The sequence below is a fragment of the Chloroflexota bacterium genome (genome assembly GCA_016235055.1).
In the GTDB taxonomy this organism is placed as follows: Bacteria; Chloroflexota; Anaerolineae; order JACRMK01; family JACRMK01; genus JACRMK01.
On record JACRMK010000056.1, the window covers coordinates 25,563 to 47,285 of the forward strand.

Annotated in this window: 22 protein-coding genes; all 22 read left to right on the plus strand. The window is 64.8% G+C overall.

The window, feature by feature from the left end:
- The first annotated feature begins 296 nt into the window (after positions 1 to 296).
- The 22 genes from HZB53_14290 (at position 297) to HZB53_14395 (ending at position 21,722) form a co-directional block, all read left to right on the plus strand.
- Positions 297 to 836, plus strand: coding sequence for a hypothetical protein (locus tag HZB53_14290; GenBank protein MBI5878816.1), 540 nt, complete (start codon positions 297 to 299; stop codon positions 834 to 836).
- 12 nt (positions 837 to 848) lie between these two features.
- Entirely contained in the window at positions 849 to 1,607 is a 759-nt protein-coding gene (gene fabG / locus HZB53_14295) for a 3-oxoacyl-ACP reductase FabG (GenBank protein ID MBI5878817.1), read from the plus strand.
- 282 nt (positions 1,608 to 1,889) lie between these two features.
- Positions 1,890 to 2,102, plus strand: coding sequence for a hypothetical protein (locus HZB53_14300; protein MBI5878818.1), 213 nt, complete (start codon positions 1,890 to 1,892; stop codon positions 2,100 to 2,102).
- A gap of 44 nt (positions 2,103 to 2,146) precedes the next feature.
- Positions 2,147 to 3,034, plus strand: a complete 888-nt coding sequence (locus HZB53_14305) for a dihydrodipicolinate synthase family protein (GenBank protein ID MBI5878819.1) — start codon at positions 2,147 to 2,149, stop codon at positions 3,032 to 3,034.
- A 147-nt stretch (positions 3,035 to 3,181) separates the two neighbouring features.
- Positions 3,182 to 4,039 (plus strand): DMT family transporter, encoded by an 858-nt coding sequence (locus HZB53_14310; protein MBI5878820.1) that lies wholly within the window; start codon positions 3,182 to 3,184, stop codon positions 4,037 to 4,039.
- Positions 4,040 to 4,070: 31 nt separating this feature from the next.
- Entirely contained in the window at positions 4,071 to 4,715 is a 645-nt protein-coding gene (locus HZB53_14315; protein MBI5878821.1) for a pyrimidine 5'-nucleotidase, read from the plus strand.
- Positions 4,712 to 5,683 (plus strand): magnesium/cobalt transporter CorA, encoded by a 972-nt coding sequence (gene corA / locus HZB53_14320; GenBank protein MBI5878822.1) that lies wholly within the window; start codon positions 4,712 to 4,714, stop codon positions 5,681 to 5,683. Before HZB53_14315 ends, corA begins: the two co-directional genes overlap by 4 nt.
- 439 nt (positions 5,684 to 6,122) lie before the next feature.
- Complete coding sequence (locus tag HZB53_14325) at positions 6,123 to 7,532, plus strand: 8-oxoguanine deaminase (protein ID MBI5878823.1); 1,410 nt, start codon at positions 6,123 to 6,125, stop codon at positions 7,530 to 7,532.
- 102 nt (positions 7,533 to 7,634) lie between these two features.
- Positions 7,635 to 8,825 (plus strand): BMP family ABC transporter substrate-binding protein, encoded by a 1,191-nt coding sequence (locus HZB53_14330; GenBank protein MBI5878824.1) that lies wholly within the window; start codon positions 7,635 to 7,637, stop codon positions 8,823 to 8,825.
- Between the two features lie 64 nt (positions 8,826 to 8,889).
- Entirely contained in the window at positions 8,890 to 10,356 is a 1,467-nt protein-coding gene (locus HZB53_14335) for an ATP-binding cassette domain-containing protein (GenBank protein MBI5878825.1), read from the plus strand.
- A gap of 7 nt (positions 10,357 to 10,363) precedes the next feature.
- A complete protein-coding gene (locus tag HZB53_14340) occupies positions 10,364 to 11,422 on the plus strand; it encodes an ABC transporter permease (protein MBI5878826.1) in 1,059 nt (352 codons plus the stop codon).
- 3 nt (positions 11,423 to 11,425) lie between these two features.
- Positions 11,426 to 12,394, plus strand: coding sequence for an ABC transporter permease (locus HZB53_14345; GenBank protein MBI5878827.1), 969 nt, complete (start codon positions 11,426 to 11,428; stop codon positions 12,392 to 12,394).
- A gap of 62 nt (positions 12,395 to 12,456) precedes the next feature.
- A complete protein-coding gene (locus tag HZB53_14350) occupies positions 12,457 to 13,005 on the plus strand; it encodes a histidine phosphatase family protein (protein MBI5878828.1) in 549 nt (182 codons plus the stop codon).
- A gap of 18 nt (positions 13,006 to 13,023) precedes the next feature.
- On the plus strand, positions 13,024 to 14,115 hold the full coding sequence (ychF, locus tag HZB53_14355; protein ID MBI5878829.1) for a redox-regulated ATPase YchF: 1,092 nt from the start codon (positions 13,024 to 13,026) through the stop codon (positions 14,113 to 14,115).
- A 25-nt stretch (positions 14,116 to 14,140) separates the two neighbouring features.
- The gene (locus tag HZB53_14360; protein MBI5878830.1) at positions 14,141 to 15,217 is read left to right on the plus strand and encodes a Zn-dependent alcohol dehydrogenase; all 1,077 of its coding nucleotides are present in this window, start codon (positions 14,141 to 14,143) and stop codon (positions 15,215 to 15,217) included.
- A gap of 21 nt (positions 15,218 to 15,238) precedes the next feature.
- Positions 15,239 to 16,471: a YgeY family selenium metabolism-linked hydrolase gene (locus tag HZB53_14365; GenBank protein MBI5878831.1), complete on the plus strand. Its 1,233-nt coding sequence runs from the start codon at positions 15,239 to 15,241 to the stop codon at positions 16,469 to 16,471.
- 474 nt (positions 16,472 to 16,945) lie between these two features.
- Complete coding sequence (pyrB, locus tag HZB53_14370; protein ID MBI5878832.1) at positions 16,946 to 17,902, plus strand: aspartate carbamoyltransferase; 957 nt, start codon at positions 16,946 to 16,948, stop codon at positions 17,900 to 17,902.
- 364 nt (positions 17,903 to 18,266) lie between these two features.
- The gene (locus HZB53_14375; protein ID MBI5878833.1) at positions 18,267 to 18,983 is read left to right on the plus strand and encodes a VIT1/CCC1 transporter family protein; all 717 of its coding nucleotides are present in this window, start codon (positions 18,267 to 18,269) and stop codon (positions 18,981 to 18,983) included.
- A gap of 24 nt (positions 18,984 to 19,007) precedes the next feature.
- Positions 19,008 to 19,469: a universal stress protein gene (locus HZB53_14380; GenBank protein MBI5878834.1), complete on the plus strand. Its 462-nt coding sequence runs from the start codon at positions 19,008 to 19,010 to the stop codon at positions 19,467 to 19,469.
- Positions 19,470 to 19,525: 56 nt separating this feature from the next.
- Entirely contained in the window at positions 19,526 to 19,951 is a 426-nt protein-coding gene (locus tag HZB53_14385; GenBank protein ID MBI5878835.1) for a hypothetical protein, read from the plus strand.
- Between the two features lie 34 nt (positions 19,952 to 19,985).
- Entirely contained in the window at positions 19,986 to 20,969 is a 984-nt protein-coding gene (locus HZB53_14390; protein MBI5878836.1) for a GHMP kinase, read from the plus strand.
- A 96-nt stretch (positions 20,970 to 21,065) separates the two neighbouring features.
- On the plus strand, positions 21,066 to 21,722 hold the full coding sequence (locus tag HZB53_14395; protein ID MBI5878837.1) for an acyltransferase: 657 nt from the start codon (positions 21,066 to 21,068) through the stop codon (positions 21,720 to 21,722).
- Position 21,723: the final 1 nt, after the last annotated feature.

Genomic DNA, 21,723 nt, shown 5'->3' on the forward strand with positions numbered 1-21,723 from the left:
CCTCTCCCTAACCCTCGCCCGCGACGCAAAAACGGCGTCGCAGGCGAGGGGATCCACTCCTTCCCCTGTTCGCGTCGTGTGCGAACGGGGGAAGGTTGGGAAGGGGCCGTCTGGACTTCGATTTTGAAAAAGCCCCGCGCTTTGATCGGTGTCGGTCGACCGAATAAGACGGCTCCGCGCGTGCGTTTTGGTTTAAGCGTGTGAAGCAACATCGCGTATAATCGTCTGGCAGTATGTCGATTGTTAGTGTCGCCGCTGCCGGTCACACGACCAGATCAAATTCAAGGAAATACCGCTTGGCACCTAGAAATTCCCTGCCGCCGGCGCCCCCGCGCAGCGGTCTGACCTCCAATCGCCTGCTACTGATTGGCCTGCCCCTGCTCCTGCTGTGCGCCTGCTGCTTCTGCGCCGTGATAGCTGTCGGCGCGTGGGCGGTCTCCAACGGGACGATCGATAATCTCCTCAACCCGTCACCGGACGCGCCCAATATTCCGCTCGGCAGCCTGAGCCGCGATCAGGGCAAGGCGGCGACCGCCGCCGCAGCGTTCGTGCAGAAGGTCCAGGCCGGCAGTTGGGCCGACGCTTATGCGCTCTGTACGCCGGCGCTGCAGCGGCAGGTCGGTAGCGCCACGGCGCTCGGACAAGCGATCTCGGCGGCCAAAGGCCAACCCAACGGCCCGTTGAAGGTGGACGGCGTCAGCACCGTGAGCGCCGGCACGACAAGCGCCACCGTCACCGGGACAGCCCTGTTCGGAAAAACGCCGGGACCGGTGCTCGTCGAGCTCGAGCGCATCGGCGCCGATTGGAAAGTCAATGGCTTCAGCCTGAACAAGTAGAGCGGAGGCGAGATGTTCTCACTGGACGGCAAGATTGCACTGGTCACCGGCGGCGCGCGAGGGCTGGGTCGCGCCGATTGTCTCGCACTGTCCGAAGCCGGTGCGCGCGTCGTGGCGGCGGACGTCAACGAGACGGGCGCCGAGAACACGGCCGAGATGGCGCGCGCCATGGGGCGCGATGCGCTTGCGCTGAAAGTCGATGTGCGCGACCGCGCGCAGGTCAAGGCGATGATCCAGCGCATCAAGCAGGAGTTCGGCGCGGCGCCGGACATCCTGGTCAACAATGCGGCCACGCTCGACAACACAGCGCAGGTGCAGGACATGCCGGACGAGTTGTGGGATCGCGACATCGCGGTAAACCTGACCGGCGCGTATAACGTGACCAAGGCGCTCTGGCCCGAACTGATGGCCAAGAAGTGGGGACGCGTCATCAGCATGGCGTCGGTGGCGGGCACCATGGGCGGCTTCGGCCAGGCGAGCTATGCGGCGACGAAGGCCGCGCTGATCGGCTTCACGCGGACGCTGGCGCTCGAAGGCGCGCGGCACGGCATCACCGCCAACGCCATTGTCCCCGGCATCATCGGCACCGAGGCGTTCGGCAAGATCCCGGATGCGATGCGCGACCGCATGCGCGCGCGCGTGGCGATGCGCCGCGAAGGCGAACCGCGCGACATTGCGACCCTGGTCGTTTTCCTGGCATCGCCGGAAGCGCGCTATATCACGGGCGCGGCCGTTCCGGTCACCGGTGGACTGCACCTGTTCACGTTTTAGTCCAGACTCTGCTGCCCCTGGTGACTACCCATATCAACCAGACCTCGCGGGTTTTGAATACCCGCGAGGTCTTGAGGCGCGACATCCGCGCAGATGTGGGCGATCACCAGTCGGCCTCGGTTGCGGCCGGTCGGCAGGCCGGTATATAATAGACTCTATTCGAAATAAGGGATCCACCATTCTGAGCTTGTCGGAGCATGCGGAAAAGTGGCTAGTACCAGTGCTTTGACCGCATGCTTCGACAGGCTTACGATGCTACGTCGCTATTTCAGATAGAGTCTAATGCCCGTGGAACAAAAACCGGGACGCCCGTATCCGCTCGACCCGGTCGGTCTGTGCGCGCTCTGCGCCCACCATCGCGTGATCGAATCGACCAAAGGCAGCCATTTCTGGCTGTGCGCATTAAACGTGCAGGATGCACGTTTCCCGCGCTATCCGCGCCTGCCGGTGCTGGTCTGCGAGGGGTTCGTTCCCTCACCTTCCGGCGATAGATAACGCACGCCATACCAAAGTCACCAACTTCAATCGAGGAGAAATCAATGGCCCTGAATCTAAGTGGAGTTTTCCCCGCCTGCGTCACCCCCTACGACGCCGACGGCAACGCTTCGCCCAAGCGCTTTGCGGCGAACGTCGCGCGCTGGGAGAAGGCCGGACTGCACGGCTACCTGGTGCTCGGCTCGACCGGCGAGTTCCAGTACATGGACGAAGCCGAGCGCGGCAAGCTGATCGAAGGCGCGCGCGCGGCGATCCCGGCCAACAAGACGATGATGGTCGGCGCCGGGCACGAGACCACGCGCATGACGATCCGCTACTGCAAGCAGGCCGCGTCGCTCGGCGCGGACTGCGTGCTGGTCGTGACGCCGGTCTACTACACGCGCGGCAAGGAAGACGCCCAGCGCAAGTATTACTTTGACGTCGCCGACGCCTCGCCGATCCCGGTGCTGGTTTACAACGTGCCGGGCTTCACGGCGTACAACATCTCGCCGGAGTTCGTCGCCAGCGTGTCCGGCCACCCGAACATCGTCGGCATGAAGGACAGCGCGGGCGATGCCGGGCAGATCTTCGACACGATCCGACTGACCGACCCGAACTTCGCGGTTTTCACCGGTAATGCGCGCATCCTGTACCAGACGCTGGCTGTCGGCGGGCGCGGCAGCATCCTGGCCGCGGGCAACCCGCTCGGCCACGCCTACGTAGGGATATACGAAACGTTCAAGCGCGGCGATACGGCCTCCGCGCTGGCCCAGCAGAAGGAGGTCCGCGCGGCGGAGCAGAAGCTCAGCGCGTTCGGCATCGCCGGCTGGAAGTACGCGATGGACGTGATGGGCTGGGAGGGCGGCGAACCGCGCCTGCCGATCCTGCCTTTGGGCGACGAGGCGAAAGCCAAGATTCGCGCCATCATGGAGTCGCTGAAGCTGGCGGCGTAGCGACTACCGGTTGCCATGCCTGCGGAAAACGTGATCTGGCGTGATCACGTTTTCCGTTTTTTCGCCGGTTGGCAGCGCGTGCCCGGAGCCTGAAGTCGCGCCCTGAACCTGAGCGAAGCATATTGAACCATAACGCTCCCTGACCGATTGAACGCATACCTTGTCCTGCTGGGCGGCATTATCGCCACGGCGTTTGCCGCCGTCTTTATCCGCCTGGCCGACGCGCCGGCGCTGGTCATTGCCGCTTTTCGGCTCGGGCTGGCGTCGCTCGTGCTGCTGCCGGTCGCGGCCGCGCGGGACGGCGCGCAAATGCGACGGTTGTCGCGCAGCGCGCTCGGATGGGCGCTGCTGTCCGGCCTGATGCTGGCGGTGCATTTCGGTACCTGGATCACATCGCTGCAGTACACATCGGTCGCCAGTTCGGTCGTGATCGTGACCTCGTCGCCGGTCTGGGTGGCGCTCGCTTCGGTCGCGCTGCTGCGAGAGCGGCTGAAGCGTATCACCGTCGCCGGCATTGCGCTCGCAGTGGCGGGCGGCGCGCTGATCGGCGGCGGTGATCTGACGCTGGGTGGCAACGCCCTGTATGGCGACCTGCTGGCGCTCGTCGGAGCATGGAGTGTCGCCGGATACTTTCTGCTGGGCCGGCGATTGCGCCACGAATTGACGCTCGTTCCGTATATCGCGACCGTCTATTCCGTCGCGGCACTGGCTCTGCTGGCGGCGGTGCTGGCCGGCAACCTGCCGCTGACCGGGTACTCGGCGCAAACGTACCTGATGTTCGTGCTGCTGGCCGCGGTGCCGCAACTGCTAGGTCATTCTGCGTACAATTTCGCACTACGCCATTTGAGTGCCACACTGGTCAGCGTGGCGACGCTGGGTGAACCGATCGGCTCGACTCTGCTGGCCGCGCTGATCCTGGGCGAGCAGCCGCCGGCTGTCGTGCTGATCGGCGGTTTGGTGGTACTCGGCGGCATCGCGCTCGTCACGGCCGGCGAACGCACCTGAGCGTCGCAAAGATAGCGATACCGGAGCTTTGATGATCAAGACCATTCTGTTTGACGTGGACGACACACTGTACCCGCGCTCATCCTCACTGTTCCCGATGATCCGCAACAAGATCATCCAGTACATGATCGACTACCTGGGACTGAGCCGCCCGGAGGCGATGACGCTTCGCGAACGCTACCTCAAGGAATACGGCACGGCGACGCGCGGCCTGATGATCAACGACCACATCAACGTTCACGAGTACCTCGCCTACGTCCACGATGTGCCGGTCTCAGAGGCATTGCAACCCGACTCCGAACTCGACGCTATCCTGGGGCAGATCAACGTCGAGAAGTGCCTGTTTACCAACGCCACGCGGCAGCACGGTATCAACGTCGTGGAGGCGCTGGGCATCACGCGGCGCTTTACGCGCGTGTTCGGACTGGAAGATTTCAACTATATCAGCAAGCCCGACCCGCGCCCCTATCAGGTAGCGCTTGCCACGCTGGGCGTGCCCGGCGCGGAGGTTGCGCTGCTGGAAGACAGCCCGGTCAATCTGGAAGCCGGGCGCGCCGCCGGCATGACGTCGATTCTGGTTGGCGATGCACCGTACGCCGGCCCGACATTTGACTACCACATCGCGCGCGTGCACGATGTGCTGGCGGTCGCACGCCGACTGGGAGTTGCCACATGATCAACGCCTACGCTCGCCGGACCGACGCCAACGGGCGCGTGAACGAAGCGCGCGCGGTGCCTGTCGAAGAAGGACTCGCCCTTCTTTCCGCGCCCGGCGGCCATGTCTGGTTCGACGTGATCGCCGAGTCCGAGGCCGACTTCGCCTGGTTGGAGCAGTCGTTTCATTTCCACCCGCTGACCATTGACGACTGCCGCCAGCACGACGCGCGCGCCAAGATCAGCGACTACGACGGGTACCTGTTCATCACGCTGCACACGCCGATCGTCAACGCCGACGAGACGACCAGCGACGAAATCCACGTCTTCCTGAGCGAGCGCTATTTCGTCACGGTCCACGACACGCCGAACTCCGTGATCACTGCGCTGGTCGAAATCCAGTCCAAGAACTTCCAGTTGAGCGAATGGGGCACATCGTTCTTGTTCTACCGGCTCGGCGACCTGGCCGTCGACGCCTACTTCCCGGTCCTCGACGAGGTCGCCGACCGGGTCGACGATCTCGAAGACCAGATCGTCAATGTCGCGACGCGCGACCAGTTATCCGGCATCTTCACGCTGAAGCGCGACCTCGTCTTCCTGCGCAAGACGCTCGGACCGATGCGCGAGGTGTTCAACGCATTGCTCATCCGACGCTACCCGCTGATCGATGAGCGATCGCTCGTCTACATGCGCGACGTGTACGACCACGTCGTGCGGTTCTACGACATCATCGACACCTACCGCGACCTTGCCAGTTCGGCGCTCGACACCTATCTTTCCAGCGTGTCAAACAATCTGAACGACGTGATGAAGCGCCTGACGATCATCACGACCATCTTCATGCCGTTGACCTTTGTGACTGGGTTCTTCGGCATGAACTTCCAGCACCTGCCGTTCGACAGCGACATCATATTCTGGGTCGCCATGACCACCATGCTGGGCAGCGCCGTTGGAATGCTGATATTCTATCGCCGCAAAGGCTGGCTCTAGCCACATTCGCCAAGGGGTATTACGCACAACTGGCGGAATTGTCGCATATCGGCGTCAGCGTAGGGACAGTTCGCGACACCCCAAAGGGTGCGATGCTCGGCCGCCCGGCCCGCGGGCGCATCGCGATGCGCCCCTACATTGCGCCAAACCGGTGTGCCCGACAGTTTGGCGGCAAAGTCTCGCCAAGTACAGCAATTCTCATTTTGGAGTCGGCTGCCACTATGCCCCCTCATCCCCTGCCCCTTCTCCCCCGCGGGGGAGAAGGGGAAAAGCTAACGGGGAGGTGCGCGGCGGCTGCGCCGCCGCGTCAATCCCCTATGAATCTCGCCCCCTCCCAACTTCGTTGGGAGGGGGTCGGGGGGAGGGCAGCGCCACTTCTTCGGCGGGCCAGCGCATCGCGAGCGGCGTTGAAAAGTACCCGTCCAAAGCCAAATTGAGAATTGCTGCGCCAAGTAACCGTTTTACGACCTCGGCGTGCTATAATGGCGCTGTGAAGACCACGCTCATCCGCCACGCCCATCTGGTCGCGACGTTTGATGACCGGCGACGCGAGATCCGAGACGGCGCAATCCTCGTGCGCGGCCATCTGATCGAGCAGGTCGGCGCGACGTCTGAGTTGCCATCCGGGGCCGACGAGACCATCGATGCGCGCGATCATGTCATTATCCCCGGCCTGATCAACTGCCATCACCACCTGTATCAGACGTTGACTCGCGCGGTGCCCGGCGCGCAGGATGGCACGCTCTTCCAATGGCTGGTCACGCTCTACCCGATCTGGGCCAATCTGACGGCGCAGGCTATCTATATTTCAGCGCTGACCGGTCTGAGCGAGCTGCTGTTGAGCGGCTGCACGACAGTCGCCGACCACCTCTACATCTACCCGAACGGCGCGCGCATCGACGACGAGATTCGCGCCGCACAAGAGATCGGCGTGCGCTTCCACCCGACGCGCGGCAGCATGTCGCTAGGCGAATCGCAGGGCGGCCTGCCGCCGGACCGGGTCACTGAGAACGAAGAGGCGATCCTGCGCGACACGCGCCGGGCCATTGAAGCGTACCACGACCCGGCGCCGTACTCGATGTGCCGCGTTGGCGTGGCGCCGTGCTCGCCGTTCTCGGTCACGACCGACTTGATGCGCCAGTCGGCGGAACTTGCGCGCGCTTATGGCGTGCGCTGCCACACCCATCTGGCCGAGACCGCCGACGAAGACCAGTTCTGTCTCGAGAAGTTCGGCCGCCGCCCGCTCGAGTACGCCGAGGATGTCGGCTGGGTCGGCGACGATGTCTGGTACGCTCACGGGGTGTGGTTCGACCCGGCGGAGATCGGTCGCATCGGCCGGTCGGGCAGCGGCATCGCACACTGCCCCACCTCCAATATGCGCCTCGGGTCCGGCGTCGCGCCGCTGTTGAACTGGCTATCCCACGGCGTCAAGGTCGGGCTCGGTGTGGATGGCAGCGCCAGCAACGATTCCGGCCATCTGCTGGCCGAAACGCGCCAGGCGATGCTGCTGCAGCGCGTGACGCATGGCCCGGCCGCGCTGACCGCGCGCCAGGCGCTGGAACTCGGCACGCGCGGCGGCGCGGCGGTGCTCGGCCGCACGGATATCGGCGCGCTCGCGCCCGGCATGGCGGCCGATCTGGCGATGTTCGACCTGAACCAACTCGCCTATGCCGGCGCATGGCACGACCCGCTGGCCGCGCTCGTCTTCTGCGCGCCGCAGACCGCCAGCCTGGTGATGGTCAACGGCCGCTTGGTGGTCCGCGAGCAGCATCTCACGACAATTGAACTCGGCCCCGTGATCGAGCAGCACAACCGCATTGCGCGGGCCATGGTCGACGGTCCGCGCTAGACGGACGAGGAGGCGCACCGACACACCTGTAGCGAAGCCCGCCCACATTGGATTCAACCCGTGTCAGACTCGGGACACGGTCCCATTCGGAGGAAAACGCCCATGGTTCGCAAGCTGTTTCTAATCAGTGCGCTGCTCGCCCTGCTGCTGCTGGCAGCCTGCAGCCCGTCGACCCCCACCCCGCCGACGGCGGCCAAGCCGTTCACGTTTGGCGTCGTGCTGGTCGGCCCCAAGGACGACCACGGCTGGAGCGAAGCGCATTACAACGCCGGATTGTACCTGGAGAAGAAGCTCCCCGGTTCCAAGATGGTCTGGCTCGACAAGGTGAACCCGGCCGACCGCAAAGGCACCACGCTCGAACAGGTTATCGATGACATGGTGAAGCAGGGCGCCAAGCTTATCTTCACCACGTCCGACGACTTCAAAGACGATTCCCGCGCGTACGCGCAGAAGCACGCCGACGTCACGATCATGCACATCTCCGGCGACGACGTGCTGACCAAGAAGAACCCGCCCAACCTCGGCAACTACATGGGCCGCATGGAATACGGCAAGATGATCGCCGGGTGCGCTGCCGCACTGACCTCGCAGACCGGCAAGATCGGCTACCTCGGCCCCCTCATCAACGACGAAACGCGCCGCCTGGCTGCCTCCGTCTTCCTCGGCGCCAAGTATTGCTGGACGACCGTGCGCGCCAAGCCGGCCGCCGACCTGAAGTTCGAAGTCCGCTGGATCGGCTTCTGGTTCAATATTCCCGGCGTCACACTCGACCCGACGAAGGTCTCCAACGACTTCTATAATGGCGGCTTCGACGTCGTCCTGAGCGGCATCGACACGACGCAGGCGCTGGTGCAGGCCGGCGAAGCGGCGAAAGCCGGCAAGAAGGTCTGGGCGATCCCGTACGACTTCAGGGACGCCTGCAACGAAGCCGCCTCAGTCTGCCTCGGCGTGCCTTACTTCAACTGGGGCCCCGGCTACCTGAAACTGGCCAACGCATACAACGCCAAGACGTGGAAGCCGGAGTTCGAGTGGCTTGCGCCGGACTGGAAGGACATCAACAACGCCGACACCAGCCCGGTCGGCTGGGTGCCCGGCCCGGCACTCGCCGCCGACAACAAGACGAAGGTGGATGCGTTCATCAAAGGTCTGGCCGATGGCTCGATCGACCTGTGGAAGGGCGAGCTGAAGTTGCAGGACGGATCGGTCTATCTGAAGGCCGGCGAGAAGGCCACCGACAACCAGATCTGGTTCCTGCCCCAACTGCTGCAGGGCATGGACGGAGCCAGCAAGTAGCAGTCTGTCAATCGCCCGGGCGCCGGCAGATCATGCCGGCGCCCGGCGTCATTTGCGACATCGCATGCACCTCATCCTGCGCGAGATTACGAAGACGTTCGGCCGTGTGCCGGCCAACGATCGCATCTCGTTGACCGTCGAGCCGGGCATCATCCACGGCCTGCTCGGCGAAAACGGGGCCGGCAAGTCCACCCTGATGAAGGCGCTGTCCGGCTTCATCAGCGCGGACAGCGGCGAGATCGTGCTGGACGGAAAGAGCGTGCGCTTCCGGTCGCCGCTCGAGGCGCTGGAGCATGGCATCGGCATGCTCCACCAGGACCCGCTGGATTTCCCCACCCTGAGCGTGCTTGAGAACTTCATGCTCGGCATGCCTGGTACGCTGCCGCCGCGCGCGGCGGCGCTCGCCCAGCTTCTGGACCTATCGCGCCAGTTTGACTTTACCCTGGCCCCGGAGTCACCGGCCGGCGCCTTAAGCCCCGGCGAGCGTCAACAACTCGAAATCGTGCGCCTGCTCGCACGCGGCGCGGAGTTGCTGATACTTGATGAGCCGACCACCGGCATCTCGCAGGTGCAGAAGGTCAAGCTCTTTGTGACGCTCCAGAAACTGGCGGCGCAGGGCAAGAGCATTATCCTCGTGACCCACAAGCTCGAAGACGCCGAGACACTGTGCCAGCGTGTGACCGTGCTGCGCCGCGGCCGGGTCGTCGGCGAGGTCGAGCGACCGTTCACCACTCAGAAACTGGTCCAGCTCATGTTCGGCCAGGAACTGCCACGCCTGGAGCGCCCGGCCCTATCGGCCACACAAACGACCGTGACCGTCCGGGACCTGGCGGTACACGATCACCGCATGGCGGTGGAAGCGGTCAACCTGGAGATCATGGCCGGCGAGGTCATCGGGCTGGCCGGACTGGAAGGTAGCGGGCAGCGGCTGGTCATGCGCGCGCTCGGCGGCCTGCTGACGCCTTCGCACGGCGAGATCAGCGTCGGTGGGCAGTCGCTGGCCGGCAAACCGTACAGCCAGTTTCTGCGTACCGGCGTTGCGTACTTGCCGGCCGGGCGGATGGATGAAGGGCTTGTGCCGGGCCTCAATCTAACGGAGCATTTTGAACTGGCGCGCCGCAGCCACGACTTCACCGTGGACTGGAAACGCGCGGAAGCGCTGGCCGCCGAGCGAATCGACATGTTTAGCATTCGCGGCCGCCCCGCAACCGCAGTCGATGACCTTTCGGGCGGCAACCAGCAGCGCGCTCTGCTCGCGCTGCTGCCGGAGCAACTTTCACTGCTGTTGCTGGAGCACCCGACGCGCGGACTCGACATCGAATCGTCGGCCTGGGTCTGGACGCAACTGCTGGAACGCAGACGGCACGGCACGGCCATCATCTTCATCTCCGCCGACCTCGACGAGATTCTGGCTTACAGCGACCGCATCGTCGTCTTCTCCGGCGGCCAGGTCAGCGCGCCGCTCGCCGCCCGCGACGCGACCGTCGAGCAACTCGGCAACCTGATCGGCGGCAAGCGCGCCCAGGGCTGATAGCAACATGACCACATCCGTCCCGCGCAGGTCAGTAACGCGCGTCGCTCGCCGGCTGATGCCGGCGCTGCAGCCTGTCGCACTGGCGCTGATCGTCACGCTCGTGATCATTGTACTGGTCGGCGCGTCGCCGCTCGCCGTGCTGGCCGGCATGTGGGACGGCGCGTTCGGCGATGCCGACCGGCAGGCCGATGTGCTGGCCGCCTGGGTGCCGCTGACGCTCGCCACCGTCGGACTGCTCGTTACTTTCACTGCCGGCCTGTGGAACATCGGTATCGAGGGGCAGATCACGCTCGGTGCGATTGGCGCCACCTTCGTCGTGCGCACGCTACCGGACCTGCCGGCGCCGCTGCTCCTGTCGCTCGTCCTGCTGAGCGCGGCCGTTGCCGGCGGACTGTGGGGATTGATCGTCGGAGCGCTAAAAACGTACGGCAAGGTACATGAGATCTTCGGTGGGATGGGGCTCAACTTCGTGGCCATCGGCCTCACAAACTACCTGATCTTCGGGCCGTGGAAGCAGGCCGGTCGCGCGTCGGCCAGCGGCACGGAACCATACCCGCTGAACGCCTATCTACCGACGCTGGAGGGGCTGCGCCTCAGCCCGTATGCGCTCGGGCTGGCCATTGTCGCGCTTTTGATAGTGTACGTGGCGCTGCGCGGAACCACCTGGGGTCTGCAACTCAAAGCGATCGGCAAGAGCTTGCGCGCCGCGCACTGGCTCGGTATCGCCACCGAGCGGCAGATACTGCTGGCGTTCGTTGTGGCGGGCGCATGCGCCGGTCTCGCCGGTGCTGTGCAGACCACTGTGACGTATCACCGCCTCATCCCGTCCATCAGCAGCGGCTACGGATATCTGGCCATCCTGGTCGCGCTGCTGGCCGGGTTCCGCGCTCTGTGGGTCGCCCCACTAGCGTTCTTCTTCGCAGCGCTCAGCCTGGGTAGCCGCACGCTGCAGATGCAGTTGCAACTCGACTCGTCGCTCGGCGGCGTCATCCAGGGCGTGCTGGTGCTGATCGTCGTGCTCGCGCGCGGCCTCGGCACGCGCAGCGGCAATACGGAGACCTAGCGCATGGACATCGTCATCCGCCTGCTGGCCTCTATCCTGGCCGATTCCGCGCCGCTCGTCTTCGCGGCGGTCGGCGAGACGATCACCGAGAAGGCCGGCGTCATCAACCTGTCGCTCGACGGCTCGCTGATGCTGGCCGCGATGGCCGGCTTCGCCGTGGCGTACAGCACCGGCAGCGTGGCCGCCGGATTCCTGGCGGCGATGGCGGTCGGCGCGCTCGTCGCGCTGCTCATCGCGTACGCGGGTATTGCGCTCAATCGCGACCAGGTGGCCGTCGGGTTCATCCTGACTGTGCTCTGCACCGATCTCAGTTCGTTCCTCGGCACGCCGTTTGTGCGCAAGCCGATCATCACTGCGTTGCCCGCGCCCATCCCGTTCCTGAGCGACATCCCGGTGCTCGGCACGCTCTTCTTCAACCACAGCGTCACGGTGTACGCCAGCTTCGCCGTCGTGCTGCTCGCCTGGCTGTTCATGTTCAAGACGCAGCCCGGCCTCATGCTGCAGGGCATCGGCGAGCGCCCGGCGGCGGCCTTCGCACGCGGCGCAAACGTCAACCGCCTGCGCTACCTCTATACGCTGATTGGCGGCGCCCTGGTCGGCGTGGCCGGCGCGGCGTTCTCGCTGGGCGCCAGCCCCGGCTGGAGCTACCATCACACGCAGGGCTTCGGCTGGATCGCGCTGTCGATCGTCATCTTTGGCGGCTGGCACCCGTTCCGCGCCGCCTTCGGCGCATACCTGTTCGGCGGGCTGCAAACACTCGGCAGCGTGCTGCAGGCCGGCATGCCCGACATGCCGATCTACGTCTTCCAGGTCGCGCCGTTCCTGATGATGATCCTCGTCCTGCTCGCAGCCAACAGCGAGGGACTCGACCGCCTGATGGCCTACCTGCCTGCCGGGTTCGCGCGCTGGCTCACGCGCATGCTGCGCGGGCAGTCGCCCGCCGCATTAGGCGCCAACTTCCATTCGGAGTAAAATGGTTTGCCGTTGGCGCGCATGTTGGCGCGCCGGCGCCCATCCCGCCAAACGAACCGCGCATGCCCAAAGTCTATCTCATCCGCAACGCCGAGACGCAGGCAACTCATGAGGACCCCGCCTTCTGGCCGCTGTCGGATCGCGGCGAGGAGCAGGCGCGCATGATCGCGCGGCTGCCTTTTTGGGACGCAGTCACGGCGATCGTCAGCAGCGACGAAAGCAGCGCGCTCGCCACCGTCAGCCAGATTGTGTTTGACCGCCGCCTCCCGCTGTTTCACGATGTGCGCCTGCGCGAACTGAAACGCACCAGCGAGCACCTGGAAGACCCCGAGTCGCGCGTGCTCGAAGTCATGCAGAAACCGGCGCTCAGCATCGGCGGTTGGGAGCGCGCCACCGATGCGCAGACGCGCGCAACGGCGTGCTTCCAGGAACTCGTCGACCGCTACGGCGAGGCGACGTTTGCCGTCGTCTCGCACGGCATGACGCTGGCGCTGCTGCTCGGCGTGCTGCAGGAATCGGTCGGCTACGCGTTCGATATCTGGCAATCGCTCGGCCACGGAAGCGTCGTGCTCGTCGAGCGCGATGACGCGCCGGCCCTTCCCGCCACATAACAAGGATCCCGCCAAGCTATGCAGATCGGCATCATTGGCCTGCCCACGTCGGGCAAGACCACCATTTTCAATGCGCTAACGCGCGGCAACATCGCCCCGGCGGCCTACTCGTCCGGCAAGTTCGAAGTGCACACCGGCGTCGTCGACGTGCCGGACGACCGGCTTGGCGTGCTGGCGCAGATGTTCAACCCGCGCAAGGTGACGCACGCGAAGGTGCAGTATAACGATGTGGCCGGCCTCGCGCGCGGCGCCGGCGAGAAAGGCGGGCTGGAGCCGGCGCTCCTCAACCTGCTCTCGCAGAGCGACGCGCTGATTCTGGTCATCCGCGCTTTTGACGACCCGAACGTGCCGCACCCGGACGGCAGCGTGGACCCGGCGCGCGACCTGAATGCGCTGGAGACCGAATTACTGCTGGCCGACCTGATGGCGGTCGAAAAGCGCCTGCAGCGACTGAAGGAAGACGCCGGCAAGCGCGGCGGCACGCCGCAGGAGAAGGAAATGCGCGTGCGCGAGGTCGCCCTCTTCGAGCGCATGCAGACTCACCTCGAAGGCGAGCGGCGCCTCAACACGCTCGGCATGAATGAAGATGAAGTCAAATCGGTGCGCGGCTTTGGCCTGCTGACCGTCAAACCGACGATGGTCATCTACAATCTGGCGGAGTCGCAGTCGCCCCAGGCCGAGTGGGAACGGCGCGACGGCGACCAGGGCACCATCCACACGGCACTGCGCGGCAAGCTGGAAATGGAAATCGCGCAGATGGCGCCCGACGATGCGCGCGAGTTTCTTGCTGAGTACGGCATTACCGAGCCCGGCCTGAACCGCATCATCCGGCTCTCGTACGACCTGCTCGGCCTGCATTCGTTCCTGACGACCGGCGAAGACGAGGTGCGCGCCTGGACGGTCCGCAAAGGCGCGACAGCGGTCGAAGCCGCCGGCACCATTCACAGCGACCTGGCGCGCGGCTTCATTCGCGCCGAAGTCATCGCGTATGCCGACCTGATCGACGCGGGCGGATTCGCCGAAGCGCGCAAGCGCGGCACGCTGCGGCTCGAGGGCAAAACGTACGTGGTCAGCGATGGCGACATCGTCCACGTCAAGTTCAACGTGTAGCACGACAGAGCACAGGAGCGAGACCATGAAGGCCGCCGTCTTGCGCGCGCCCAATGCGCCGCTGACCATCGAGCAGGTCGATCTGGACACTAATCTGCTAACCGGCGAGGTGCTGGTGCGGATTACGCACGCCGGCGTCTGCCACAGCGACTACCACATCATGATCGGCGAGACGCCGCACCCAATGCCGGTGGTGCTCGGGCACGAGGGCGCGGGCATCGTGGAGGCCGTCGGGCCGGGCGTTAGCCGCCTGCACAAGGGCGATCCGGTCGCCGTGACGTTCCGCCCATTCTGCGGCTACTGCCGGCAGTGCAACAGCGGCCATCCGAACCTGTGCGACAACGTCGAAGTGCTGCGCCGCGCCTGCCGCCTCAGTCAGCACGGCGAGCGCGTGTACAACTTCATCGGCGTGTCGTGCTTCGCCGAGTACACGGTCGTGCACGAATCCGCCGCCATCAAGGTGCCGTCCGACGTGCCGCTCGACCGCGCCGCGCTCGTCTCATGCGGCGTGATGACCGGCGTCGGCGCCGTCATCAACACGGCGAAGGTTTCGCCGGGCGAGACGGTGGCTGTGATCGGTTGCGGCGGCGTCGGGCTGAATGTGATTCAGGGCGCGCGGCTGGCCAACGCCTCCGTCATCATCGCGGTCGACATTCACGACAACAAGCTGGAGATGGCGACCACGTTCGGCGCGACACATCTGATCAACGGCCGGTCCGAAGACGCGATCAAGAAAGTGCGCGAGCTTGTCAAGGGCGGTGTGGACTGGTCATTCGAGGTCATCGGCCTGCCGGCGACCATGGAACAGGCGTACGCTATGATCCGCAAAGGCGGCACGGCCGTCATGGTTGGCATGCCGCCGTCGGCCAGCAAGGTTTCGTTCCCGGCGTTCTCCTTTTTTGCCGAGGAGAAGACAGTCAAAGGCTCCATGTTCGGCAGCGCGCGTCCCAGCATCGACATCCCGCGTGTCCTCGATCTGTACAAGCATCACCAATTGCAGCTAGACGAGTTGATCTCGCGTCACTACCCGCTTGAGCGTATCAACGAAGCGTACGAGGCACTGGCGCGCGGCGAAGTGGCCCGCAGCGTCATCGATCTCTAGCCCCTGTCGGATTGAAACGCCATGAGCCCTGACATCACCCAAGAAATCCGGTCGCTCGTCGCCCAGCGGCGCGACTCGATGATCCGGTTCTTCCGCGATATCTGCGCGATTCCGTCGTACGACTCGCAGATCGGCCCCGTGGGCGAGCGCGTCGGCCAGGAGATGCGCGCCCTCGGCTTCGACGAGGTGCGCTTCGACAAGATGGGCAATATCCTGGGCCGCATCGGCAACGGGCCGCGCTGCCTGGTGTATGATTCGCACATCGACACCGTCGGCGTCGGCGATCCGGCCGCCTGGGAGTGGGATCCGTTCAAGGGCAAGGTTGAAAACGGCATTCTCTTCGCGCGCGGGGCATGCGACGAAAAAGGCTCGACGCCCGGCATGATCTACGGCCTGGCGCTCGCCCGACAGCTCGGTCTGCTGCACGGCTGGACCGCGTACTACTTCGGCAATATGGAAGAGTGGTGCGACGGCATCGCCCCCAACTCGTTCGTTGAGGTGGACCCAAGGGTACGCCCCGATTTCGTCGTCATCGGCGAGCCGACCAAGATGCAGGTCTATCGCGGGCACAAAGGGCGCATCGAGTTGCAGATCACGGCCAGCGGCAAATCGGCTCATGCCGCGCACCATCACCTGGGTGACAACGCGGTGTACAAGATGCTGGACATCATCGCGGGCATCCGCGATCTCGACGCGCAGCTGCCGAGCGACCCGTTCCTGGGCAAGGCAACCGTGGTTGTCACCGATGCTGAGGTGCACACGCCGTCCATCAACGCCGTGCCAGACCTGTTCAGTATCTTCATCGACCGCCGCATTACGTTCGGCGAGACGCGCAAAGGCATCGTGGAGCGCATCCAGGCACTGATTCCGGCTGAACTGCGCGGCGAGATCACGCTCAAAGAGATGTTCTACGACACGCCGAGCTACACCGGCTTCGTCTTCCCGATCGAAAAGTACTATCCGCCCTGGGCGCTCGATGAGACGCATCCCCTGGTGCGCGCCGGGCAACGCACGATGGCGCGTCTGTGGGGCGAAGCGCCGCCCACGGGCAAATGGGGCTTCTCGACCAACGGCACCTACTGGGCGGGGAAGGCGCAGATACCGTCGATCGGCTTCGGGCCCGGCGACGAGGTCCACGCGCACACCACGCTGGACCAGAACAAGCTCGACGATGTGGTGCGCGCCACCGAATGGTACGCGCTTTTTCCGACCGTGTTGGCGCAACTTACCGCCGCCGTTACGCCGGAGTTCTAGCCGCTCGTTGTACGCCCCGCACCGTGCCGGTGCGGGGCTTTTTTGTTGCCCGCAAGCCGGGCCTCTGCATGCAGCAATTCTCAATTTGGCTTTGTACGGGTACTTTCCAATGCCGCTTGCGATGCGCTGGCTCTCAGGCGCTTGTCACGCAAGCTGGCCCGCCGAAAAAGTGGCGTTGCCCTCCCCCCGACCCCCTCCCAACTTCGTTGGGAGGGGGCGAGATTCTTCGGGGATTGGCGCGGCGGCGTAGCCGCCGCGCCAATCCCCGTTAGCTTTTCCCCTTCTCCCCCGCGCGCGGGGGAGAAGGGGCAGGGGATGAGGGGGCATATTGGCAGCCGACTCCAAAATGAGAATTGCTGCTCTGCATGCGAGCGCCGCGACCGCACGGTGGTATCATATATCCAGGAAGAGTGCGTGCGGCTTCTCACCGATTGCCGTCGGGCACGGACACAGTGAGCCCGAAAGGAGGCCATGATGCGGAGTTTTCTGGGCCGCGACATCCTGTCGCTGAAGGATTTCGAACGTGACGATTTCACGCGTGTCTTTCAAGTCGCCAAAGACCTCGAGCCGATTGCGCGCGACCGGCGCAACAGCGACCTGCTGGCGGCCAAGACGCTCGTGACGGCATTCTACCAGCCGAGTACCCGCACCCGGCTGGCGCATGAGGCGGCCATGCACCGGCTCGGCGGCCACGTGGTCGGGTTTGCCGACTTCAAGATGACGCGCGCCGGCGACTGGTATCAGGAATCAATCAAGGATACCGTTCGCATGCTCGAGTATTACGGTGACGCAATCGTCATGCGCCATTTCCTGCAGGGCGCGCCCGCCGAGGCTGCGCGCTGGGCCAGCGTTCCGGTGATCAATGCAGGCGACGGTTGGGGCGAGCACCCCACACAGGTGCTGACCGACTTGTACACTGTGCGCGAGGAGCGCGGCCGCATCGACGGCCTGACGTTCCTCTGCATCGGCGATATGCGCATGCGGACGATGCACTCCCTCTCGTATGCGCTCACCCAGTTTGATTGCCAGGCGATCTACGTCGCGCCGCCCGACATGTCGCTGACGGACGAGTTCAAGGCCGAGTTGCGCGAGCGCAACCTGCGTTTCCGCGAGGCAGAGCATGTCGCACAAGTGATCGATCAGGCCGACGTGATCTACATGGAGCCGGTCATCCAGGCCGACTACACGCAATCGCGCGTCGAGCACGCGTCCGAGCGGCCGCATACGCCGGATAACTATGTCGTCAGCCGCGAACTCCTGCGTGACAAGGCGCGCTCCGATGCCATCATCCTGCACTCCCTGCCGCGCATGGACGAGTTGCCCGCCGACGTGGATGGTACCCGCCATGCGCGCTACTGGCAGGAAGCGTTCAATGGCGTTGTCGTGCGCATGGCGCTGCTGGCCTTGATCCTTGGCGCGGCTGAGCGGTAATCCGCGGCGAGCGTAGCGCATATCCCGTCGATCGGCTTCGGTCCGGGCGACGAGGTCTACGCGCATACCACGCTCGACCAGATCAGCCTCGACGATGTCGTGCGCGCAACCGAGTGGTATGCGCTCTTGTCCGCGCTGCTCGCGCACCACATGGCTGCAACCTCGCCCACGCCGCAACACCGCAAAGATCAGGCCGGAGTTCAATGCTCACCAAAGGCGCCCAGATGCGGGCGCCTTTGTCTTTTGTGCCTGCGCCCCATGCCAATTTACCCTTCACAGGGAGTGACATTCGCCCCTTCCGCCGCACGGCAGCTTCGAGTAAACTAAGGAGCGCGCATCGTTCATGCGCTCTCGGAGGCCAGCAATGAATCACCGGCGTCAAAGCAAACCGGCAGTGGACGCACACCGCAACCATTCGCGCCTTTCGGAAGTGATACTCGGCGGGCAGGACGGACTGGTCAACGTGCTCGGCGTCATTCTGGGCGTCGCCGCGGCGACCAGCGACACGTCCATTGTGCTCGTCGCCGGGCTGGCCGCCACCTTCGCCGAATCGGTGTCGATGGGCGCGGTGGCGTACACCTCGACGCTGGCCGACGCGGAGCTGTACGAAAGCGAACGGCAGCGCGAATTCCGGCATATTACTGCGCAGCCGGATCGCGAGCGAGACGAAATCCGCCAGATCTACGCGCAGAAGGGTTTTAGCGGCGATCTGCTTGAGCGGATCGTGAACACGATCACGGCCAGTCCGGACGTCTGGGTGGCCGTCATGATGGCTGAGGAGATGCGCCTGATGCCGTCGGATCGCGGCCACGCACTACGCTCGGCGTTCGTCGTCGGCTTCGCCGCGATTGTCGGCTCGCTGATCCCGCTGGCGCCCTACATCTGGCTTCCGGTCGGCACCAGCATGCTGCTGTCGCTCATCATCGCTGCCCTGACGCTATTTGTGGTCGGTGCCTACAAAGCGCGCACGACCGTCGGGCACCCGGGGCGCAGCGGGCTGGAAATGGCCCTGATCGGCACGCTCAGTGCGCTGGCCGGCTATCTGGCTGGCGTGATCTTCAAAGTACCGGCGGCGCCATAACGCCGCACGGCCGAAGGGGGCACGATGTATAACCGCATCCTGGTGCCGCTCGATGGATCGGCGCTGGCCGAGGCTGCGCTGCCGCACGCGCACATGCTGGCGGCTCCGGCCAACGGCGAGATCATCCTGCTGCGCGTGGTGACCTATTCGCTACACGACATCGCGGAACACGACCCGCACATGGACGGCACGCTGGCAGACGATTTGAAGGCGGTGCGCGCCGACGCCGAGTTGTACCTGCACCGGCTCGCCACCCGGCTGCAACCGCGGGAGCGCGTGCGCGCAATCGTGCTGGACAATGCCCGCGCTGCCGACGCCATCATCGCTTGCGCTTCCGAGCAGGCGGTTGACCTGATCGTCATGACGACCCACGGGCGCACCGGCGTAGTTCGCTGGCTACTGGGCAGCGTCGCCGACCGCGTCGCCCGTCAAGCGCGCGCGCCGGTGCTGCTGGTTCGCTCGACGCCGGTCGCGAGAGCGGCGTGAGCGGGCATCGTCCGGTCGTTTGTGACATCGCTGCCATTCGGTTAAAATGGCCTATAATGACGCGCGACGAACTATCGCAACTGACGTTCGATCAACTGGTGGACCTCATCTTGCACCTGCAGGCTGAAGCGGCCCGCCTGCAGGTGCGCATAGCCGAATTGGAAATGCACGGCCCTGTGACTTCGACCGCGCCGGCCGTTCCTTCCGCCACACCGGAGATCCGTTGGAACAGCGCGGCCGCCGGCGCGCCGGAACCACAAGGCCCGGTGCTGACGACACAGGCCATCGAGGATCATGTGCATGTGCGGCGCTCGCGGCACCATCGCCCGTGGTACAAGAAGCTGTGGCGCGCCGTCCGTCCGCAGAACGCTAGACTGAGCATTACCGTTATCGCAACCACCATCGTCGTTATCGCGCTGTCAGTGGCCATTGTCTTCTGGCTCCCGCAACTGCGGCTGACCGATTTGATCAGAACCCGCTAGCCGCCGACTAGTCAGCTATGCTATCATCCGCAGCGTGATCATCTCCCGCACCCCCCTGCGCGTCAGTTTCGTCGGCGGCGGCAGCGATCTGGCGGCGTACTACCAGTGTGCGCCCGGCGCCGTCGTCAGCACCGCGATCGACAAATACATCTACATCACGGTCAACCGCAAGTTTGACAGCCGCATCCGCGCGAGTTATTCCGTCACGGAAATCGTCGATAGCGTGGGCATGGTGAAGCACGAGTTGATCCGCGAGGCGCTGAAACTGGTCGGGGTTGATGGCGGCATCGAGATTACATCAATCTCGGACATTCCGTCTGAAGGCACGGGACTCGGTTCCTCCAGCACGTACACGGTCGGACTGCTGACCGCGTTGTACGGTTACATCGGGCGGCACGTGGGAGCCGAGCGGCTGGCGCGCGAGGCGTGCGAAATCGAAATCGAGCGGTGCGGACGTCCGATTGGCAAGCAGGATCAGTACATAGCTGCCTATGGCGGCCTGCAGTATCTGCGATTCAACCCGGATGAGAGCGTCTTCGTTAATCCGATCATTTGCCCGCCCGCTCTGCGGCAGACGCTGCAATCCCGACTGATGCTCATGTACATGGGCACGACCCGCGCCTCCAGCGCGATTCTGGCCGAGCAGCGCTCGAACACGGAGCACGACGCCGGTAACCGGCGCGTGCTGGGGCACATGGTCGCACAGGCCGACGCACTGCGCGCCGCGCTCAATCAGCAGGACCTCGATGCGTTTGGCGGCATCCTGCACGACGGCTGGCTGGCCAAGAAGCAGTTGGCGTCCGGGATCAGCAACGGGCAGATTGATGAGTGGTATGACCGCGCGCGCGCCGCCGGGGCCGTCGGCGGCAAGGTACTTGGCGCGGGCGGCGGCGGGTTCCTGCTGCTGTATGCGCCACCGGAACGGCAGGCCGCCATCGAGCGCGCTCTGCCGGAACTGCGGCGCATCGGTTTCGGCTTTGAGCCGCAAGGCTCCAAGATTATCTACGTCGAGGATTGAAGCATGGCGACCGCCGCGGGCCGACCGCCCTCCGCCCGCCTCTACCTGGATCGCCAGGCAGCCAGCCTGCCGCGCTATGTATGGGAGCAAGCGCTGATGGCGCTGGCCGGATGGGTGCCAACAATTGCCGGAATCGCTTTGCGCGGGCTGCTCTACCGCTTCATGCTGCGCATGGACGGCATGGCCGCCATCGAAGCGGGCGTGCGGCTGCGCTTTGCCGGCAACATCCGGCTGGGCCGGCGCGTGTACCTCGACGAGGGTGTGTATATTCATGCCTGCCCGGCCGGCGTCACGATCGGCGACGACACGCTGGTCATGCACGGCTCGGTGCTGCACGTATATAACTTCCGGGGCATACCGCAGTCGGGCATTCGTGTCGGACGCCACAGCCTCATCGGCGAGTATAATGTTATTCGCGGGCAGGGCGGCGTGACGATCGGCGACCGGGTCTATACGTCGCCGCACTGCCAGCTCATCGCCGTCAACCATGTCTTCGATGACCCGGCACGCCCGTTCGTCGAGCAGGGCATCACGGCGCAGGGAATCGTCATTGAGGACGATGTGTGGATCGGCAGTGGCGCGCTGATATTGGATGGCGTGCGCGTCGGACGCGGCGCGGTCGTCGCCGCCGGCGCAGTCGTCACCAAAGACGTGCCGGCGCATACCGTGGTCGGCGGCGTGCCGGCGCGGGTCATCCGGGAGATTGATGGGACCAGCACGGTGCCCGACGGGGTAGCCGTCTATTCGCTCTAAC

Coding starts and splice junctions, on each gene's coding strand:
- fabG (MBI5878817.1), top strand. CDS start 849: ATGTTCTCACTGGACGGCAAGATTGCACTGGTCACCGGCGGCGCGCGA.
- HZB53_14300 (MBI5878818.1), top strand. CDS start 1,890: ATGCCCGTGGAACAAAAACCGGGACGCCCGTATCCGCTCGACCCGGTC.
- HZB53_14305 (MBI5878819.1), top strand. CDS start 2,147: ATGGCCCTGAATCTAAGTGGAGTTTTCCCCGCCTGCGTCACCCCCTAC.
- HZB53_14315 (MBI5878821.1), top strand. CDS start 4,071: ATGATCAAGACCATTCTGTTTGACGTGGACGACACACTGTACCCGCGC.
- corA (MBI5878822.1), top strand. CDS start 4,712: ATGATCAACGCCTACGCTCGCCGGACCGACGCCAACGGGCGCGTGAAC.
- HZB53_14330 (MBI5878824.1), top strand. CDS start 7,635: ATGGTTCGCAAGCTGTTTCTAATCAGTGCGCTGCTCGCCCTGCTGCTG.
- HZB53_14335 (MBI5878825.1), top strand. CDS start 8,890: ATGCACCTCATCCTGCGCGAGATTACGAAGACGTTCGGCCGTGTGCCG.
- HZB53_14340 (MBI5878826.1), top strand. CDS start 10,364: ATGACCACATCCGTCCCGCGCAGGTCAGTAACGCGCGTCGCTCGCCGG.
- HZB53_14345 (MBI5878827.1), top strand. CDS start 11,426: ATGGACATCGTCATCCGCCTGCTGGCCTCTATCCTGGCCGATTCCGCG.
- HZB53_14350 (MBI5878828.1), top strand. CDS start 12,457: ATGCCCAAAGTCTATCTCATCCGCAACGCCGAGACGCAGGCAACTCAT.
- ychF (MBI5878829.1), top strand. CDS start 13,024: ATGCAGATCGGCATCATTGGCCTGCCCACGTCGGGCAAGACCACCATT.
- HZB53_14360 (MBI5878830.1), top strand. CDS start 14,141: ATGAAGGCCGCCGTCTTGCGCGCGCCCAATGCGCCGCTGACCATCGAG.
- HZB53_14365 (MBI5878831.1), top strand. CDS start 15,239: ATGAGCCCTGACATCACCCAAGAAATCCGGTCGCTCGTCGCCCAGCGG.
- pyrB (MBI5878832.1), top strand. CDS start 16,946: ATGCGGAGTTTTCTGGGCCGCGACATCCTGTCGCTGAAGGATTTCGAA.
- HZB53_14375 (MBI5878833.1), top strand. CDS start 18,267: ATGAATCACCGGCGTCAAAGCAAACCGGCAGTGGACGCACACCGCAAC.
- HZB53_14380 (MBI5878834.1), top strand. CDS start 19,008: ATGTATAACCGCATCCTGGTGCCGCTCGATGGATCGGCGCTGGCCGAG.
- HZB53_14385 (MBI5878835.1), top strand. CDS start 19,526: ATGACGCGCGACGAACTATCGCAACTGACGTTCGATCAACTGGTGGAC.
- HZB53_14395 (MBI5878837.1), top strand. CDS start 21,066: ATGGCGCTGGCCGGATGGGTGCCAACAATTGCCGGAATCGCTTTGCGC.